Here is a 14,629-nt window from a genome sequence, read left to right as displayed (position 1 = left end):
CGGCGGCCGGACGAGGAACCCCGCCCGCGCCGCCCGGCGCAGCAGCCCCGGTGACGGCTCCACCACCAGCACCCGCTCCCGCCCAACGCCTCTGTCATGGGCCCGCCCCTCCCGGCCACGGCAACTGCGCCGAGTGTCGAAGTGCCGCTTCCCCTTTCGTTCCCCCCGCCTTCCCGCCTGGTGAGAAGCCGCCCGCGGGCTCTGCGACGATGTGCGCATGAGCACACAGACCAAGGAAGCCGGCCTGTCCGAAGTCGCCCGCCTGCGCGGGGAGGAGCGCTTCGAGGAAGCCCGCTCACGTCTGCTGGAACTGTCCGCGCGCTTCCCGGACGACGCCGAGATCGCCTACGTCACGGCATCCGTCCACGACCGGATGGGCCTGGAGGCCGAGGCCGTCGCCTTCTACGAACGCAGCCTCGCCACCACCGGCCTGTCCGAGGAGGACCACCGCGGCGCTCTCCTCGGCCTCGGCAGCACCTACCGCGTCCTGGGCCGCTACCCGGAAGCGGTCGACACGCTGCGCGCCGGCGTCCAGCGCCACCCGAACGACGGTGCCCTGCGCACCTTCCTCGGCATGGCCCTGTTCAACGTCGGTGACCACCACGGCGCGATGAGCCTGCTGCTCGACCTGCTCGCCACCACCAGCGAGGACCCGGACGTGCGGCGCTACCGCCGCGCCATCGAGTACTACGCCAAGGACCTGCACCACACCGCCTGAACCCGCTCGCAGCGGAGCCACCCCCTCCGCTGCGACGCCCCCCCGGCCCGCCGTCGCCGACCCGCGCCCCCGGCGCGTCCACGAGGACCTGCCGCCCCCGGGCACGGCCGCCCCGGCCGGCCGCACGACACACGCCGAGCCGACCCCCCGGCCCACCCGTCGGCACCGCAGTGGACGGTGTCTTCGCGGCCGTGGCCAGGTACGGGGAAGGGCACTCGGTTTTGCTGGAGGAAGTCCGGCGCCACCGCGTCCCCGGCGTCCGAGAACGGACAGCTCGGTGCGCCGCGGGCGGCACGAGCACGGTCCGCTGTCGGCGGGCGGTGACCGTGCCGGCTGCGGCTGGCGTGCCCCGCGCGGGGGGCGGGGCCGATCAGCCGGAGTCCGTACCGGGGGCGTGGCGGGTGCGGGCCCGGCGGGCGGGTGCGGTGAGCGTGTGCCAGAACTGCGGTGCGGGGTTGGCGGATCCGCCGCTGCGGGGGCCCAGTGAGGCGATGATGAGGGCGGTTGCCAGCCCGACGGTGTACGGCAGCAGCGGCAGGGAGGACGGGCGGCGCAGGAAGGCGCCGATCAGGAGGGGGGATCCGGGGGGCTGGTCCGCATGAGGGGTGACCTCGATGTATCCGTGTCGTGCGTGCCGGCAGGACTGCGGGGTGGGGAACCCGGCAGCGCGAGGGGTTCCCCACCGCCGTTCGGCCGTCGTCATCGGGCCGTGTGCGCGGCCTCCAGCCAGTTGAGGAACTCGCAGGCGAAGTGCCACTGGTGGCCGGTGAAGACGTGCTCGGGGGCGCTCGTGGGGAACTGGATCGTCAGGCGGATGCGCAGGCCGCGCGGGCCGTCGCCGAACTCGTGCATGACACGGCAGATCTCGGTGGCGTCCGTGAGCCGTCCGGTGCCGCCGATGCGCACGGGGTAGGTCTCGTGGCCCTCGTCCTCGATCGCGACGCCGTCGTGGAAAGTGAGGAAGAAGCGCAGCGGCCCGGAGCCGATGGTCTCGATGATCTCGACCACGCCGTCGGCGGAGGCGGCGAGGTAGTGCTCCGGGTTGGCCGCGAGCAGCGCCGTCCGGTCGCCGCTCGCGAGCCGGCCCTGCCACCAGGTCAGGAACTCCTCGGCGGTGATGCCGCCGATCTCCAGCTCGGTCACGGCGGACCGCCAGGCGCCGCCCGAGGCGCCGGGCAGCGGGGCCATGATCCCGTCCGCCGCCCGCAGGTCCTCGGCGAGCAGTTCGCGCATGGACTCGTCGCCGATCCGGTTCTTGAGCAGGGCGAGCGCGTTCCGCGCGCGGTCCAGTTCCCATGCGCGGATGTCGTCCTGCGAGTACTCGGTGCCGTCGATCACGGTCCGGACGGTCAGCGCGCCGTTCATGGCGTGCCCCTTTCGATGAGAAGGAGCCCTTAAACGGAGACCTTTTCTCCGCTTCTAAGACGATAGCATAGACGGAGAGAAACTCTCCGGTTCGAGCGGGTTCGTGGAAGGCGGTACATCATGCGGGGGGACGCGGCACGTAGCAGGCGGCGGATCCTCGACGCGGCCCGTGACGTCGTCGGAGCGGCGCGATGCCCCGTGGTGTCGCGCGGCTGTTCCAGGGCGGGGCGGGGCGGGGTGCGGGTTCCGGACCCGGCCCTGGAACTGCCCGGCCGTCAGTACAGACTGGGTGCGGCGTCCAGGGGGGTTCCGCAGGCGGCCGACCATTGCGGTGAGGAGGTCGGCGACCTCCGCGGAGGTGTTCGCCTGTTCGTAGGTGTAGAAGTCCGGGCGCACGAGGATCGCCTGAGCGTTCGAGGGGGCGAACCATCGGTTGTACGTGCCGTCGAAGTCGACGTAGGAGCCCGGGAACTCCACGGGGCTTTGGAGATGTGGACCACGTTGATCGTGAGGAAGCCGGAGAGCGCGTCTGCCTGGGGTTCATCCTTCCGATTCTCTGACCGGCCGCGCCGGCTCGGCCGTGTCCGTCCAGGGCGCAGCCTGACCGCGTCCTCTCCCGGTGGAAGGATCCCTCCTGGCCGGCCTGGCTCGCCGTCGCGATGCACCTGGTCCACATCTTCGACGAGTCCGGCATTGCCGCCGACGGTGCCCGACACGCTTTCCCCGACTCGCTGTGCACCACGCTCGGCCAGGGCGAACTTGAGAGGAACCCGCCCTCGACTTGATCGCGGCGGGGCGGATCGACATCGTTCAGGGCAACGGTCTTCCGGTACTGGCGGGCGAATCCGGGTGATCGGAAGGCGGCTCGCGGGACGGGCGCACGCGCAACGGCTGGTATTACTGGGGTATGCAGGAAGAGATTGCACGCTCCGCGATCGACACGTTCATCTCCGCGTTCAACGCCTCGGACGACAGCTATGTGACTGCCCTGCTCTCCCAGGCTCTGACCTCGGACGTGGTCTTCTGGGGGCCGTTGGGTCGCAGCGAAGGAATCGCAGCGGTCGAGCGGTTCGTGCTGGACCTCCGCCGCCACCCGGCGGGGACCGGCACGATGATGCGCTGCTCGGAGGTGGACATGCCTGACGAGTGGGCCCGGTACCGATGGGTCTTCACCACGCCGGACGGAGGTCCCCGCCTGGCGGGAACGGACGTCGTCCATCTGCGGCGGAGCCTCATCGATCAGGTCATCGTCTTTGCGGGGGAGATCGAACCGTCCGCCTCCTGAGTGATCCTTCTGCCGCTGTCCTTCCCCTGCCGGCCGCGTCGAGGGACCAGGCGTTCGCCCGGCCCGCCCTCTCGGCCTGTAGCCCGCCCCGGGCGAGCGAACAGGCGCGAGCGGGTGGCCGCGCTGGCCGGGGTGGAGGGGAAGCTGACCGGGCGGCGGACCGCGCGCCTGGATGCGCTCACCCGGCGCGCCGGGACCGCCACCGGCTGATCCCGCGGGTCGCCTTCCGCCTGCGGCCGTCTTTCCCGGTCCCGGAGGTGGTGCGGCCCGAGGTGAACGCTCTCTTCGCGTGGCGGTCCGAGAGCGGCGCGGGCGCTTGTGCCGCCCCCGGGTGGACCGGCCTGCTCTTCGCCGCGTGGAAGAAGCATGCCCCGGGCGCGGTGGGGTGGCCCGGTCCCCACGAGGCGTGGCGCACGGTGAGTATTCGCATACGCACGGTATGCTTCGGGCGAGTCGGGCCACCCGGGTGGAGCGCAGACGCCGCCGAGGGGGGAATCCGCCGTCCGTGAGGAGGGGCGCCATGCCGAAGTTGAAGGCTGCGATCTCGGCGAAGACCAGCGACAAGAGGGTCGAGCGGATCACGCGGTACCTGGAACTCGACGACCGCGACGTCGAACCGCCTCCGATCCGGGTGCCGGGGGCATCGTGGTGACGGGGGCGGGCCCGGCGCCTCCCGCCGGCCCCGTGCTCGCCCGGCCGGCCGAGCGGCCGGGTCCGCTGCCGCCGCTGCCGCCATTGCCGCCGGTGCGCAAGATGGCGTGTTTGTCCACGGTCGGTGGCTCGAACGGATCGGAACGGCGATTCGGCCCCGGGGTCGGAGAAGCCTTCGCACCTGCCGCGAGCTGCGAAATCGACAAATCTTCGAGATCTTTCCCCATTCCCATGCCGCGGTGAGGTGGGTCACATCTCCTCGCCGGATGTTTCGCGTAATTCCCGGCGGTACCGATTGAAGATCGTCCGGGCCACTGCAGGATGGACGGAGAATCTTTCGGGAATGCGATGTTTCCAATAGTTTTTTCGAGGGTTGCCCGAAGTCTCGCATGTCGGACGCCGTGCGGAAGCTCGACCCCGCGCGGGTGGGAACCTTCTCGTCAGGTTCCGCTGGTATGTTTCCGACGCTCCGGAGCTGAACGAAGCCGGTCGACGAGTGGATCCAGAACATTTTTCCGCCGGACATTGCAGAGGGGGAATCAATGAACGAGTCCAGCCAGCCCGCCGGTGCGCTCGAAATCGGCGAGCGGGGGTACGTCCACAGCCGATTTGGCACCGTGATCGGTCCCGAATTCATTCAGGGCGCCGATTGGAAACTCTTCGCCGACAGCTGGAACAGCCTGAGCCGGGACGGCTACATGTCCGACGGCGGCACCTACCGGGAACGCCGCTACTCGGAGTTCTCGCACGACGCCGCCCAGGGACGCACGGCCCTGCTCCCGCACGTGCCCTACTCCCAGACCAAGGAAATCAACTACCTGAACGGAGGCATCGAACGACACTTCGACCCATTCGAACGACACGTCGCCGAAAGCCCCGTGCTGAATACGATCTTCCAGTGGTGCGCCGACATCCTGGCCCGCACCACCGGAACCGCGCACTGGAAGGTGCAGAGCTTCCAGAACCGCATCCTGGCGCGCTCCACGGAAGCGGGACAGCCCACGCCCGAAGGAATCCACCGCGACGGCGTCGACTTCGTCCTGACCCTGCTCGTCGGGCGCGAGTCCATCGACGGCGGCACCAGCGCGCTCTACGACGCCCGCACCCGTGAATGCCGCGCCGAGGTCCTGCTCACCGAACCCGGGGAGTTCCTGTTCGCCGACGACGAGAAGATGGTGCACGGCGTGACCCCGCTGACCCCCGCCCGTCCGGGCGGCCAGGGCCACCGCGACGTCCTGATCGCCATGTTCACCCGTGCCGACGGCTGACCAGGAGAGGGCCATGAACCACAGCCGGATCATCCGCTCCTTCCGCCAGCTCACCCCCGAGCACCTGGACCCCGCCGCACCCGTCGTCACCCTGTTCAGCGGAGGCCTGGACAGCAGCTACCTGCTGCTGCGCCTGCGTGACGCCGGGTTCCGCGACGTGCACGCGGTGAGCGTCAACCTCGGAGAGGACGAGACCACCGAGCACAAGCAGCGAATCGCCGACAAACTCGGCGTGCGGCTGCACGTCATCGACGGCCGGCAGGTCTTCGCCGAGGAGTTCGTCCGCCCGGCCATCGCGGCCCAGGCGGTCTACCTCGACACCCACCCCGTCAGCTCCACGCTCAGTCGCCCCCTCATCGCCCGCCTCGCCGTCGAACTGGCCCGCGAACTCGACGCCATCGCCGTCCTGCACACCGCCAACCGGTCGCAGAACACCCTGCGCCGGCTGAACGGCGCGCTCACCCTGCTCGACTTCCGCGGCGCCTACGGCAGCCCGTACGACCTCGACCCGGTCGACCGTGACCAGAAGATCCTCGAACTCAAGGAGGCCGGCCTGGACCAGATGAGCGAACGCGTCGTCAGTGGCGACTCCAACCTGTGGTGCCGCGAGTTCGAGTCCGGCATCCTCGACGACCCCGAGGAGCACGCCGTACCCGCCCACATGTACGCATGGAGCACCCCCCGGCCGCAACACACCGAGGAGACCGTCGAGATCCGCTTCCACCAGGGCGTCCCGGTGGCCGTCGACGGCGAGGAACTGCCGATCCTCGACCTGATCGCCGGGCTCAACACCCGCGTCGGCGCCTACGGACTGGGCCGCTACAGCGGCCTCGAACACCTCGACAACGGGGAGAAGGTCCTGGAGATCCGGGAGATGCCGGCGGCCTGGCTGCTGCTGCGCACCTTCCGTCACCTGGAGACCGCCACCCTCGAAGCCGAGACCATGCGCGAGAAGATGCACCTGGAGCAGCTGTGGGTGCGCGAGGCGCTGGAAGGCCGCTGGTACGGCGAACTGCGCCTGGCCGTCCAGCACTTCATCGACTCCTGCGCCAGCCGCGTGACCGGGACGGTACGTTGGCGGCTGACCAGCGGCGGCGCGGACACCCGGGCGATCGTCGCCGACGAGCCGCGCTACCTGCGTGACCGTGAGGCGTGGGAGAAGGAATCGATCCGCACCGAGCGGGCTCCGTACCTGGCAGCCTGACCGGGCCCCGCGTGACGGGCAGGGCCGGGTGGCCGGGGAACCCCCGGTCACCCGGCCCGCCGCACCCACTCCACACCACGAAAGCGAGAGAGCACCTCGTGCCCAAAGGACAGTCACGCGCCGGTCTGATCGACCTCCTGCTGTTGCTCGTGGCAGCCGTCTGGGGCTCCACCTACCTGGCGGCGAAGGAACTCGTCACGCCCGCCACCGTCGTCGCCGTCCTCGCGCTGCGGTTCCTGGTCACCGCGGTGGCCATGCTGCCGCTCGCCGTGCGCAGACTGCGCGGTGCCGGCCGGGACGAGATCGTCACCGGAACGCTCCTCGGCCTCATCCTCGCCGTGATCTTCCTGTTCGAGACCTTCGGCATCGCCCACACCACCGCGACCAACGCCGGCCTCATCATCAGCCTGACCATCGTCATGACCCCGCTTCTGGAGAGCGCGGTGAGCCGCTCCTGGCTGCCCGCCCGGTTCTTCCTGGCCGCGGCCATGGCCGTGGCCGGCGTCGCCCTCCTCGCCTCCGGCTCCGGCCTGCACGCCCCGACGCTCGGCGACTGGCTGATCCTGGCGGCGGCGGCCGTACGGGCCGTGCACATCACCGTGATGCACCGGCGCTCGGCCCGCAAGAGCTACGACTCGTTCACCCTCACCTTCCTCCAGATGGCGACGGCGGCGGTGCTGTTCTGCCTGGCCGGCCCGCTGGCCGGTGACTCCGCTCCCGCCCTGGCCGCACGGCTGGGCCCCATGCAGTGGGTCGACCTCCTCTACCTCGCGCTGATCTGCACGGTCTTCGCGTTCTTCGTCCAGATGTGGGCGGTACGCACCACGTCACCGTCCCGGGTCAGCCTGCTGCTCGGTACCGAACCCGTGTGGGCGCTGCTGGTCGGCGTCCTCCTGGGCGGGGACCACCTCGGACCGTACGGCGCCGCGGGCGCGGCGCTGATCATCATCGGCGCCGGCTGGGGACAGCGCATCGAACGCCGACACCGGGAAGGCACGGCGGGCCACCCCGAACCGGACGGCGAATCGCCCGACCATGATCCCGCCGACACCCAACTCGCCCACCCGGCCTGACCCAGGGCCCGCACACCGGCACGCCACGACCTGCGCCGGGCACCTTCTCGACGGCCGGAGGCCCGGGTCGACGAGGTGGACGGCGGCATGCGACAGCGCGAGCGGCATGCGCCCGAGATCCCGTGCGAGGCCCGCAGTTCCTGTCCGGGTTCGTGGCGGCCACGGCCGGCGAAGGTCGCGGTGAGCCGCGGCCCGGGCGGCGCCCATGCCCCCGGTCGCGACGGCCGGTCCGTGTCCGGGGCCCCGGCCGCCGCCCTTCCCGGCCCGGCCGCCACGGCCGGACGTCAGGCCGTACCGCGGCGGATCAGGTACCCGGCCGGGCACGACTGGGTACCTGATCCGCCCCCGACTGAGTAGTCGCACTCATGTGCGGTTCGGTGCGGTGCGGTGGGATCGGCCCGTGGACAATCTCCCGGCCGGACCTGACCCGTCATCGCGCGACCGCGACGCGTGGAAGTTCCCGCTCGTCGCGACGGTACTGCTGCCGCTCTGCCAGGTCCTCTACCGGTACTTCGTCCTGGTACGCGCGGTCGAGGTCGACCAGTGCGTGCCGCGGGGTGCCTGCGGGCGGGACTGGGGCCCGCAGTACAGCGCCGCCGACGGCCTGATGGGCGCGCAGCTGCTGCTCGTCACGGCCGCCTGGATCCTGCCGCACCGGATGCGCTGGGCTCCGTGGCGCTTCGTTGCAGCCGCCCTGAGCGTGCTGTGCGGCCTGGCCTGCAGCGCGGTGATCCAGCACTTCGACTGAGAGCGCCCACCAGCGGCCCTGCGGTCTCCGGCTGACGTGCCCATGGTGGGACGGCGGGTGGTGCTGCGGCTTCGTGCCCGGCGCTTCATGTGCGAGGACGTCTCCTACGGGCGGCGGACGTTCGTCGAGCAGGTCGCGGGCGGCTGTGGTGCGTCGGCGTGCGGGCCTGCGGGCCACGGCGTTCCCCTCCTCGCCCACGGTGTGCCGGCGAGCCTAGGAACGGACGGCGTCGTGACGCAGGGGAACGGTCAACCACGAGGTCGGACGGGCTCGTCGGCAGTGCGCCGACCGCCTCGGTGCTGGTCAGCAGTCCGGTTCAGAGCTTTTCCAGTTCCGCTCGGCGCGCCGGCGGCACGGACTGCCAGTGGCCGCCGAAGCGCCTGCGAAGCGAGGACCACAGCGTCTGCCGATTCGCCGCCGGGAAGCCGGGCTGACCCTCGCGCGTGCGGGGAGGACCCAGCCGATCAGTCGCCGCCACCGTCCACCGCCGGCTGACCCTCGTCGGCGCGGGGAGCACGGGCTGACGTTGGTTCGGAACGCGGGGTGGTGCGCCGCCCCGGGTGGGGCAGCGCACCCGATGTCACGGTGTGCGTTGGAGTTCCTCGACGGACGCGCCATCAGTGGAAGCAGCGGCAGCCGCGGCGATCCGCGGGGCCGGGGCCGGGGCCGCGGCCGGGGACCCGGCGCTGGGGGAGGGGCGGCCCGAGGGCGCGGCCGGGCGCAGGAGGAGGGCGCAGCCGAGGGCGGCCAGCAGGGCGAGCGAGGCCGACACGATCAGGCAGAGCCGGAGGCCGTCGAGGAAGGAGCCGCCCAGCGCGGCCAGGGCCGGTTCGGTGGTGGGGCCCAGGTCGAGCCCGGTCACGGCGCCGAGGCCCTGGTCCCGGGCGGCGGCGAGGGCACGGCCGGTGGCCTCCGCCGGCACGCCGCCGTCGGCGAGTCGGCTGGGAAGGGAGTCGAGGGCGCGGGTGGTCAGCAATGCGCCGAGCACGGCGGGGCCGAGGGCGCCGCCGAGCTGGCGGAAGGCGTTGTTCCCCGCGGCGGCCATGCCGGTCAGGTGGTGCGGCACGGAGGAGACGGCGGCGGCCGTCATCGGGGTGAGGACGGCGCCGATGCCGAGGCCGAGCAGGACCAGGCGCCAGGCGAGCGACCCGTAGGAGGTGCCGGCGTCGATGCCGGTCAGCGACAGCAGTGAGCCCGCCATCACCACCAGACCGGTGGTGATCATGACCCGGGCGGACACCCGGTGCATCAGGCGCCCGACGGGGATGCCGACGACGAGGGACGTCCCGCTCACCAGGACCATCCGCAGTCCGGCCTCCAGGGTGGTCAGGTGCTGCACCAGGCCGAAGTACAGGCTCAGGACGAAGAAGAAGCCGATCAGCCCCAGGAAGCTGATCATGGCGACCAGGGTGGTGGCGGCGAAGGCCGGGCTGCGGAACAGGGCCAGGTCGAGCATCGGGCTGCTGCTGCAACGCTCCACGAGGACGAACGCGACCGCGCTCACGGCACTGAGCACCAGGGCCGCCACCACCGCGGGCTCGCCGAAGCCGTTGGCGCCGCCCTCGATCACGCCGTAGACGACCGAGGTGACGGTGACAGCCGCGCTGATCTGCCCGGGCCAGTCGAGCCGCCGGCCGTGCGGCGCCCGGGAGTCAGGCAGCAGGAAGGCCGCGACGGCCAGCACGACCAGGGACACCGGGATCGGCAGGAGGAAGATCCAGCGCACCCCGACGTGCTCCAGCAGCACCCCGGCCATCAGGGGCCCGACGGCCAGCGAGGCCAGCATGGACATCGCCCACACGCCGATGAACCTGCCCCGCTCCCGGTGGTCGGGGACCGCGTGGCTGATCAGGGCCAGCGTGGTGGGCAGCAGGGCCGCCGCCCCCAGGCCGGAGGCCGCCTGTCCGATCCACAGCGACTGCACCGAGTCCGACCCCAGCGAGACGGCCGCGCCCAGCGCGCAGAAGGCCACGCCCGCCTGAAACACCCGCTTGCGGCCGTGGACGTCGCCCCACACGCCGGTGGTCAGGATCAGCGCGGCCATCGGTAGCACGAACGCGTCCGACACCCAGGACAGCTGGGAGGTCGAGGCGCCCAGCGTCCGCTGGATCGCGGGCAGGCTCACCGACACGGTGGTCACGGGAAGGTAGGCGACGAAGACGCCGAGACAGGCCATGACGAGCGTGACGCCTCGTCCGGCCCCGGGGCGTTGCACCGTTGCGGGGTTCACGAAGTGGTTCCTTCGGCTGCGGGGTGCCGCGCGGGCACCGGCTGCTGGTTGGGCAGCGACCAGCTTCGCCCCCGCCGGCGGATAGTCCCCAAGCGATCTCGGTAGAAGGAGAAGAACCTCCATCTGTACGCTCGCGTGTGTCAGGATTCCTCCGTGTATGACGACCTGGACCGCAAAATCATCCACGGGCTGCACTGTGCCCCGCGGGCCTCGTTTCGCCGCCTCGGCGAGGTCATCGGAGTGTCCGAACAGACCGTGGCCCGCCGCTACAATGCGCTGCGCCGCGGCGGGGTCCTGCGCGTGGTCGGACTGAGCAGCCCGGCCGCCCACGGACGGGCGGAGTGGATCGCGCGGCTGCGGTGCCGCCCGGACGCCGCCGGGCCCGTCGCCGAGTCCCTCGCCCGCAGGCCCGAGGTCGGCTACGCCGGCATCGCCTCGGGCGGGTCAGAGGTCATCTGCCTCATCCGCTCGGCCAGCGGCACCGGGCGCGACGACGTCCTGCTGCGGCAGCTCCCGAGGGCTGCCTCACTCCTCGACACGAGCGTGGACCTGCTCATCCACACGTTCACCACCCCGGCCACGGCCGGCTGGGCCGGCGGGGAACGCTCCCTCACCGACGAGCAGGTGCGGCAGCTGATGGCGGAGCGCCCCGTACCCGCTGGGCCGCCGCTTGCCCCGACCGACGAGGACCTGCCCCTCTTCGCGGCCCTGGCGGAGGACGGCCGCGCCTCCCACACCCGCCTGGCGGAGACCACCGGCTGGTCCCCGGCCCGCGTCGCCCGCCGGCTGGAGGCCCTGGAATCCGCAGGCTCCCTCGCCTACGGCATCGACATCCTGGCCGAACGGCTCGGCTACGAATTCAGCGCGCTCCTCTGGTTCCAGGTCGACCTGCCCGCCCTCCACCGCATCGGCGAGGAGATCGACCGGCACGACGAATGCGCCTTCGCCGCGGCCACCAGCGGCAAGCACAACCTCCTGGCCGTCGTGATCTGCAAGGACACCCCGGACTTCTACCGCTACCTCAGCCGCCGCCTGGCCCACATCGAGGGCATCAGGGGCTACGAGATCAGCATCCGCGCCCGCCGCCTCAAGCAGTCCGTGTCCCTCATCCACCACGGACGGCTGATCCACCCGGGCTGGGGGTGAAGGGGCCGCGGGTTCAGATCTCGCCGTCCGGCGTGGGCTGACCCCCGCGCCTGCGGGGCCCGACGTGGGCGCCTCACGCGGATGCGAACATAGCGCTCGCGAAGGAGCGGGGGAGGGGCTTATGGGGGCAGCCGATCACACTGGTGACACCGGTACCGGTGAGCAGGTAGTTTGCGGAGGACAGAGAGAAGAGTTCGCATGGACTCCCGGATCGCCCGTATCCGACGCAAGCTCGCCAAGGTGCCCTATGCCGCGCTGCGAAGCTACTCCTTCGGCGAAGAGAAGCACGGGTTCCGCCTCGAACCCCCGTTGCCGGACGCGAAGGTCGCCGAGTTCGAGGCCGACCGCCACATCGAACTGCCCGCCCCCTACCGCAGCTTCCTGACCAGGCTGGGCGGGGGCGGCGCATCGCCTTTCTACGGCCTGCTGCCGCTGCAGTCATGCCGGCTGTTCAGGATGGACCCCCGCGGCGAGCCCGGCCGCCCTCGGGGGTTCACGTTCACCGGCGGCCCGTCTCACCGGAGTGACCTGTTCCTGCACATCATCGAGGCGGGGTGTTCCGACCTGGTGCTTCTCGGTATCACGGGTCCCCTGGCGGGTCGCGTCGTCACCGGAAACGCCGACGGCTTCTGGGGCCCCAACGTCTCGTCGGCCACGGACTTCCTGGCCTGGTACGAACGCTGGCTCGACCACATGCTCGCCGGGCGCGACAACCGCAACCTGAACCTGACCTCACCCGCCCTGCGAGCGCCGGCCGACCGCATCGAGAGACAGCACCGCGACCGCAAGGATCTGTCACGGTCCTGAGAATCCGAAGCCGCGTCATCCGGTTGAGAATGGAGACGAATCGTCCCAGCGGGGATCGCTTCGGCGTCGAACAGCATCGGCGCCTGGGGCGGCCTACGGCCCGGCGACAGGCGATCGGCGATGACGTCCTGGAACAGTCGCCGGATGGGCGGCCCGGAAGCGGTCACGTCGTGCCGGGGCCGCTCGGGGTCGACGTGTGCGTTCATGGTCGGCGCAGCCTACTCCTGGTGTACCTCGGCTGCCCCGGCCGGCGCGGGGAGGACCCGCCGATCCCACCGGAACCCCCGCTCGGGTCCGGCTGACCCCCGCGCCTGCGCGGGGAGGACTGTCTGGTGCGGCCCAGCGGCCGCCCCTGGTACGGCTGACCCCCGCGCCTGCGGGGCGACCCGCTGGCGCTCCCACCCACGCACAACCAGCCGACACTCTTCCAACTCCGTAAGTCAGAGAGTGTCCGGCCCGTGCGCGCGGGGAGCGACCCCCTCCACCCTCCTCCTGGACGCTGGGAGTACCTCCCCGGCGAGCAGCACGTCACTGTCGGCGCCCCGGCCGGCTTCCTCACCGCTGTCGAGCAGTGTCGCCGCCGCCGGCCTGATGCTCGACCATGATCATCCCAGCTCGCTGACCCGGGGTACGGCGCACCATCGCCTCCCGTCGGCGTCCCGCCCCCGCCCCCGCCCCCGCCAGCGGGGGCGGGACGCCGGTCGGCATCCGAATAGGCGTACAGACGCAGCAGCCTGCACCGCGCCGTGGTGATGATGGCCCTTGTGACGCCGCCGACGTGCGGGTCCCAGCGAGCCGCCCCGGTCGAACCGGCCGTACGGGCCCTTCCCCCTCATCCCACGGAGGCCATCATGACCATGCTGCTGATCCAGGGCTCCTCCCAGGTGGTCGGCGCCCAGCCCGACGGCGACTCCATCCACTTCACGCCCGACGACCCCAACGACTGGAACCTGCTGCACGGCACCAACACCGTCCACCACAACGGCCAGGGCCGCACCCAGCTCCGGCTGGACGCCATCGACGCCACCGAGACCCACTACGGGCCCAACCGCGACCACCAGCTCCTCGTCCCCGGCCAACGCCGCCGCCGACGAACTGCTCACCTTCCTCGGCTTCAGCCAGTTCCAGCGCGACGCGAGCGAGACCATCACCATCACCACCGCCACGCCGGCCGTGACCCCGGCTTCATCCTGACCCGCGACGCCGATCAGTTCGGCCGCTGCATCGCCCTGGTCGGCGAGGGCCAGGGGCCGGCGGACAGCGGCACCGACGTGAACGTGGACGTACCGCTGCTGCGCACCACCGCCAACCACCGACTGGTGGCGACCGGCCTCGCCTACCCCACCTTCTACCGCAACCTGTTCCCCGACCTGCGCGACGAGCTCACCGCGGTCGCGGTCGCCGCCCGCGCCGCCGGGCTCGGCCTGTGGCCGCAGGACGCCACCACCACGGGCGTCAAGATCACCGGGCTGACCTCCGTCACCCAGGACGCCGTGATCCTGCCCAAGCTGTTCCGCCGCCTGATCGACTACTTCCAGCTCGGCAGCTTCAACCTCGACGGCTTCCCCGCCTACCTCGCCCAGCGGGCGGACAAGTACACCATCCTCTCCACCGGCCACTTCACCACCGGGCTGGACTTCGTCGTCAAGGTCACCAACGGCAACACCCTCGCGATGACCAATCCGCCCGAGGACCTCGTCTTCGACGAGGCGTGAGGGAGCCCGACATGAGCGACGCCACCGACTTCCTGGCGCTGTCCGAGCTGCTGACCGGCGAGGCCTCCTTGGACGCCACGCGCTCCGACGAGTACCTCCAACGGCTCACCGCCGCCTTCCCGGCGGACGTGCCGCGCCTGCTCGACGCCTACCGCACCGCCGCCGGCCAGCCCGACCCGGCCACCGCCCTGGTCGACGCGGTCAACGCCGACCCCGCCCTCGCCCGGATCACCCGGGAGACCGTCACCGTCTGGTACCTCGCCCAGTTCAGCCGGCCGGACGGCAAGCCCGACACCCCCACCACGGCCGCGCAGTACCAGGACGGCTTGCTCTGGCGGGTGATCAAGGCCAAGGCGCCGGGCACCACGCCCCAGCCGCCCAGCCCGGACGGCTACGGCTATTGGACCAAGCAACCGTGA

At 71.5% G+C, this 14,629-nt stretch carries 14 protein-coding genes; 11 read left to right on the top strand and 3 right to left on the bottom strand.

The genetic code is table 11. The features are described 5' to 3' along the window. Positions 1–217: 217 nt before the first annotated feature. A complete protein-coding gene (locus ACFVVU_RS35835) occupies positions 218–718 on the top strand; it encodes a tetratricopeptide repeat protein (protein WP_387794036.1) in 501 nt (166 codons plus the stop codon). Positions 719–1,088: 370 nt separating this feature from the next. On the opposite strand, the gene ACFVVU_RS35830 is transcribed toward ACFVVU_RS35835, so the two are convergent. After that, complete coding sequence (locus ACFVVU_RS35830) at positions 1,089–1,421, bottom strand: hypothetical protein (protein ID WP_387794035.1); 333 nt, start codon at positions 1,419–1,421, stop codon at positions 1,089–1,091. Then, the gene (locus ACFVVU_RS35825) at positions 1,418–2,083 is read right to left on the bottom strand and encodes a hypothetical protein (protein WP_387794034.1); all 666 of its coding nucleotides are present in this window, start codon (positions 2,081–2,083) and stop codon (positions 1,418–1,420) included. The genes ACFVVU_RS35830 and ACFVVU_RS35825 overlap by 4 nt, the downstream gene beginning before the upstream one ends. 907 nt (positions 2,084–2,990) lie before the next feature. Between ACFVVU_RS35825 and ACFVVU_RS35820 the strand changes: the two genes are divergently transcribed. The 6 genes from ACFVVU_RS35820 (at position 2,991) to ACFVVU_RS35795 (ending at position 8,312) form a co-directional block, all read left to right on the top strand. Beyond that, positions 2,991–3,368 (top strand): nuclear transport factor 2 family protein, encoded by a 378-nt coding sequence (locus ACFVVU_RS35820; protein WP_380682847.1) that lies wholly within the window; start codon positions 2,991–2,993, stop codon positions 3,366–3,368. Positions 3,369–3,888: 520 nt separating this feature from the next. Then, complete coding sequence (locus ACFVVU_RS35815; protein ID WP_387794033.1) at positions 3,889–4,020, top strand: hypothetical protein; 132 nt, start codon at positions 3,889–3,891, stop codon at positions 4,018–4,020. Between the two features lie 541 nt (positions 4,021–4,561). After that, on the top strand, positions 4,562–5,287 hold the full coding sequence (locus ACFVVU_RS35810) for a 2OG-Fe dioxygenase family protein (protein WP_387794032.1): 726 nt from the start codon (positions 4,562–4,564) through the stop codon (positions 5,285–5,287). A gap of 13 nt (positions 5,288–5,300) precedes the next feature. After that, the gene (locus tag ACFVVU_RS35805; RefSeq protein ID WP_387794031.1) at positions 5,301–6,491 is read left to right on the top strand and encodes an argininosuccinate synthase-related protein; all 1,191 of its coding nucleotides are present in this window, start codon (positions 5,301–5,303) and stop codon (positions 6,489–6,491) included. A 98-nt stretch (positions 6,492–6,589) separates the two neighbouring features. After that, positions 6,590–7,564, top strand: coding sequence for a DMT family transporter (locus tag ACFVVU_RS35800; protein ID WP_380690001.1), 975 nt, complete (start codon positions 6,590–6,592; stop codon positions 7,562–7,564). Between the two features lie 400 nt (positions 7,565–7,964). After that, positions 7,965–8,312 (top strand): hypothetical protein, encoded by a 348-nt coding sequence (locus ACFVVU_RS35795; RefSeq protein WP_387794030.1) that lies wholly within the window; start codon positions 7,965–7,967, stop codon positions 8,310–8,312. Positions 8,313–8,892: 580 nt separating this feature from the next. Here the strand turns inward: ACFVVU_RS35795 and ACFVVU_RS35790 are convergent. Next, a complete protein-coding gene (locus tag ACFVVU_RS35790; RefSeq protein WP_387794060.1) occupies positions 8,893–10,488 on the bottom strand; it encodes an MFS transporter in 1,596 nt (531 codons plus the stop codon). Positions 10,489–10,677: 189 nt separating this feature from the next. Here ACFVVU_RS35790 and ACFVVU_RS35785 point away from each other — a divergent pair, with 189 nt between their 5' ends. From ACFVVU_RS35785 to ACFVVU_RS35770, 4 genes are all read left to right on the top strand, one after another. Continuing rightward, the gene (locus tag ACFVVU_RS35785; RefSeq protein WP_387794029.1) at positions 10,678–11,688 is read left to right on the top strand and encodes an Lrp/AsnC family transcriptional regulator; all 1,011 of its coding nucleotides are present in this window, start codon (positions 10,678–10,680) and stop codon (positions 11,686–11,688) included. Positions 11,689–11,886: 198 nt separating this feature from the next. After that, on the top strand, positions 11,887–12,495 hold the full coding sequence (locus tag ACFVVU_RS35780; protein WP_380686902.1) for an SMI1/KNR4 family protein: 609 nt from the start codon (positions 11,887–11,889) through the stop codon (positions 12,493–12,495). An 851-nt stretch (positions 12,496–13,346) separates the two neighbouring features. After that, the gene (locus ACFVVU_RS35775) at positions 13,347–14,210 is read left to right on the top strand and encodes a nuclease (RefSeq protein WP_387794028.1); all 864 of its coding nucleotides are present in this window, start codon (positions 13,347–13,349) and stop codon (positions 14,208–14,210) included. Positions 14,211–14,221: 11 nt separating this feature from the next. Then, positions 14,222–14,629, top strand: a complete 408-nt coding sequence (locus tag ACFVVU_RS35770; protein ID WP_387794027.1) for a sugar dehydrogenase complex small subunit — start codon at positions 14,222–14,224, stop codon at positions 14,627–14,629.

The sequence above is a fragment of the Kitasatospora sp. NPDC057965 genome (assembly GCF_042887135.1).
Taxonomy (GTDB): Bacteria; Actinomycetota; Actinomycetes; order Streptomycetales; family Streptomycetaceae; genus Kitasatospora.
This window is presented reverse-complemented; position numbering and strand designations above follow the sequence as displayed.

What these genes read in the sequence shown, in the direction of transcription:
- ACFVVU_RS35780 (WP_380686902.1), top strand. Translation starts at nt 11,887, where the DNA reads ATGGACTCCCGGATCGCCCGTATCCGACGCAAGCTCGCCAAGGTGCCC.
- ACFVVU_RS35775 (WP_387794028.1), top strand. Translation starts at nt 13,347, where the DNA reads ATGACCATGCTGCTGATCCAGGGCTCCTCCCAGGTGGTCGGCGCCCAG.
- ACFVVU_RS35835 (WP_387794036.1), top strand. Translation starts at nt 218, where the DNA reads ATGAGCACACAGACCAAGGAAGCCGGCCTGTCCGAAGTCGCCCGCCTG.
- ACFVVU_RS35825 (WP_387794034.1), bottom strand. Translation starts at nt 2,083, where the DNA reads ATGAACGGCGCGCTGACCGTCCGGACCGTGATCGACGGCACCGAGTAC.
- ACFVVU_RS35815 (WP_387794033.1), top strand. Translation starts at nt 3,889, where the DNA reads ATGCCGAAGTTGAAGGCTGCGATCTCGGCGAAGACCAGCGACAAGAGG.
- ACFVVU_RS35810 (WP_387794032.1), top strand. Translation starts at nt 4,562, where the DNA reads ATGAACGAGTCCAGCCAGCCCGCCGGTGCGCTCGAAATCGGCGAGCGG.
- ACFVVU_RS35820 (WP_380682847.1), top strand. Translation starts at nt 2,991, where the DNA reads ATGCAGGAAGAGATTGCACGCTCCGCGATCGACACGTTCATCTCCGCG.
- ACFVVU_RS35770 (WP_387794027.1), top strand. Translation starts at nt 14,222, where the DNA reads ATGAGCGACGCCACCGACTTCCTGGCGCTGTCCGAGCTGCTGACCGGC.
- ACFVVU_RS35805 (WP_387794031.1), top strand. Translation starts at nt 5,301, where the DNA reads ATGAACCACAGCCGGATCATCCGCTCCTTCCGCCAGCTCACCCCCGAG.
- ACFVVU_RS35790 (WP_387794060.1), bottom strand. Translation starts at nt 10,488, where the DNA reads ATGGCCTGTCTCGGCGTCTTCGTCGCCTACCTTCCCGTGACCACCGTG.
- ACFVVU_RS35830 (WP_387794035.1), bottom strand. Translation starts at nt 1,421, where the DNA reads ATGACGACGGCCGAACGGCGGTGGGGAACCCCTCGCGCTGCCGGGTTC.